Origin of the sequence: Gemmatimonas sp. (assembly GCF_044376735.1) — a bacterium.
Classification (GTDB): domain Bacteria; phylum Gemmatimonadota; class Gemmatimonadetes; order Gemmatimonadales; family Gemmatimonadaceae; genus Gemmatimonas.
Map to the genome: position 1 here is coordinate 1 of NZ_JBILKJ010000260.1, position 2867 is coordinate 2867.

Below are 2867 nucleotides of genomic sequence, written 5' to 3' on the forward strand. Positions count from 1 at the left end.
CTCAGCCTGTTGTTGGGGCGCCGGGTCGGGCTTGACGCCGACGTGCTCACGGCGCTGATCGAGGCGGCGCTGCTCCATGACATCGGCAAGACGCGCATCCCGCTCGAGATCATCCAGAAGCCAGGCGCCCTCGACGATCACGAACGCCGCACCATCGAATCGCACCCCGTGCTTGGCGCCGAGATCCTGATGCGGATGAAGGGGCTGCACCCGCTCACGCCTCGCATCGCGCTGGAGCATCACCGCACGGTGAAGGGGACCGGCTACCCCGATGGCGGCGACGGGGTCATCCCGCACCCGCTCAGTCAGCTCGTCTCGGTGGTCGACATTTACGAAGCGGTGACCGGCGCCCGGACCTACCGGGCGCCAGCCACACCCGAGCGCGCCTGCCTGATGCTCGCCCGCCTCGCTGGCGACACGCTTAACACGGCGCTGGTCAAGACCTTCGTCAACACGATCACCTTCTTCCCGGTGGGCTCGCTGGTCCGCACCAGTGCGGAGCAGCTCGGCGTCGTGGTGCGCACCACCGACGGCGATCCGCTGCATCCTGTGATCGTCCCGGTGAACGACCGCTTGGAACGCGACGGCGACGAGATCGACACCAGTCGGCGAGGCGACGACGGCACCCATCGGCTGCACGTGGTCGAGAGTGTGGTGCCGGCCGACCACTTCGACGTGAACGCGTTCGTGGGAAGACGCGCGGCCTGACCTCGCGCCGCTGGTGTTTGTCGGCGAACGCACCGGGGAGACAGGTCACGGGGCACGGGATGGCGCGAGACGGACAGCCCCCGTTCCGGCTGGAAGTGGACGACATCAGGTTGCATGCCGGGGACGCGCCGTAGGGCGTGGGTCACCCTCGTGCCCAACGCACCTGTCCCGTAGATTGACATCATGGGCGTGTTCCCGCAGTCAACCATACACGCGCACGCGACTCGCGAGCACACGACTGCTCTGCGTCACGCACGCCACGATCGCGGCGTGCACCGCAAAGCCCGACGCCCTTCCAATCGCTACGCCCTACTTCGCGTTCAGCCCACCATCTATGTCCGACTCGCCCCTTCCCGACGTCGTTGATCGCCGTGCCTTTGTGGGCACCACAGCCGCCTACTTTGTCGCCGCCGCGCTGGCCGCGGCCTGCAGTGGCGGGACCACCGCCCCCAGCAGCGGCCCCACGACCACCCCGCCAACCGGAGGCGGCAACACCGGCACGGCGCAGGCCGGCGTCACGATCAGCGGGTCGTCGGTGTCCATCAACACCACGCTGGCCGGGATCGCGACCGCCGGGCAGTTCGTGATTCTCTCGGCAACCGATGCCATCGTGATCAACACGGGCACCGGATTCGTCGCGCTCTCCAAAACCTGCACCCACAGCAGCTGCGGCCTGTCCCGCTTCAACAACACCACGTCGCTGCTGGAATGCGATTGTCACGGTTCCCGTTTCCGCACTAACGGACAGGTGGCGACCGGCCCCGCCGCGACGCCGCTGCGCAGCTATCCGGTCACGGTGAACGGCAGCGTGCTCACCTTCTCCGTCTAGTCGGTGCGCGTGCGCCGACTGCTGGTGCCGTCGCTGTTGCTGCTGTTCGGTGTGGGGGCGCGTCCGCATCACGTGCCCATGCCGGCACCGGCCACCCTGTTTGCGTTCGACCGCGCCAACGAGGCGGAGTGGGACGTCGTGAACGACGGGGTCATGGGCGGGCACTCCGCGGGGTTCGTCGCGGTCGCCGAGGGGACGCTGCGTTTTACCGGCACGCTGGTTACGCAGGATGGCGGATTTACCTCCGTACGCGCGCGGCGGGACATCGACCTCACGGGACAGGCGGGGATCGAACTCCGCGTGCGCGGCAGCGGGCGCCAGTTCGAAGTGGAGATCGACGACGGCACCCGCACGTACGGCCGAACCATCTCGCGTCGCGCCCCCATCGCCACCACCGCCGAATGGACCCTGGTGCGCGTGCCCTTCAGCGCGCTACGGAGCACCATCTTCGGCCGGGCCGTGAACGCGGCGCCCCTCGACGTGGCACGCATCCGCGGCGTGGGGCTGTACATCGCCGACGGGAAAGACGGCACGTTCCGGTTGGAGGTGGACTACATCCGGTCGTATGGCGGGGACGCGCCGTAAGGGGTGGACTGGAGGGCGGTGAGGTGCATGTCGAACGGCGAGACGGCAATCACTGAGGCCGCGATCGCGCGGTCCACTCAAGCGCTCCCGATCTGCGGTCTCATTCCGCACGCGTGCGAGTCACCAGACACTCCAATTTCACCGAGACCGTAGCATGACGGCCCCGAACGTTCATCGTCGAGACTTCCTGCGCTCCATGGCCGCGGCCGGATCGGCGGTCACCGTGGGAGGACTCACTGCCGCGTGCGCCGACCCGAGCGCGCCGACCGTCCCGCGAGCGGGCCCGTTGGCACGCACGATCACCGTTCGCAGCATCGCCGCCCTGCAGACCGCGATCAATAGCGCCGCCGCTGGCGACGAAATCGTCGTCGCGGATGGCACCTACCTGAACAACAGCATCAACGTCTCGACCAGCGGGATCGTCGTGCGCGCCGCGACACCGGGCGGTGTGTTCCTGCACGGGACCAACGCCATCACCATCTCCGCGAATCGCGTCGTGTTCAGCGGATTCCAGTTCACGTCGGGCAGCATTGCCGGGGTGATCATTACGGTCACCGGCAGCGACAATCTGCTGACCCAGCTCAACGTCAACGGCTATTCCGCCCAGAAGTACATCTCCATTCAGGCGCCAAGCCAACGCAACCAGATCTCGTATTCGAATTTCGAGAACAAGCCGCCAAACGCGCCGAGCGGCAATCTCGTGCACGTGGAAGCGGATGCGACGGTCCCAGGGTACCACCGCATC

4 protein-coding genes are annotated in these 2867 nt (G+C 67.4%); all 4 read left to right on the forward strand.

Annotated elements, in window-relative coordinates; genetic code table 11:
* On the forward strand, window positions 1-708 hold a 708-nt coding region (locus ACIRA7_RS16360; protein ID WP_396221896.1), incomplete at its 5' end, for an HD-GYP domain-containing protein.
* A gap of 334 nt (window positions 709-1042) precedes the next feature.
* On the forward strand, window positions 1043-1537 hold the full coding sequence (locus ACIRA7_RS16365; protein WP_396221897.1) for a ubiquinol-cytochrome c reductase iron-sulfur subunit: 495 nt from the start codon (window positions 1043-1045) through the stop codon (window positions 1535-1537).
* Between the two features lie 3 nt (window positions 1538-1540).
* Window positions 1541-2122, forward strand: coding sequence for a CIA30 family protein (locus ACIRA7_RS16370; protein ID WP_396221898.1), 582 nt, complete (start codon window positions 1541-1543; stop codon window positions 2120-2122).
* A gap of 154 nt (window positions 2123-2276) precedes the next feature.
* Window positions 2277-2867: chondroitinase-B domain-containing protein (locus ACIRA7_RS16375; RefSeq protein WP_396221899.1), on the forward strand; the 591-nt coding region annotated here is incomplete at its 3' end.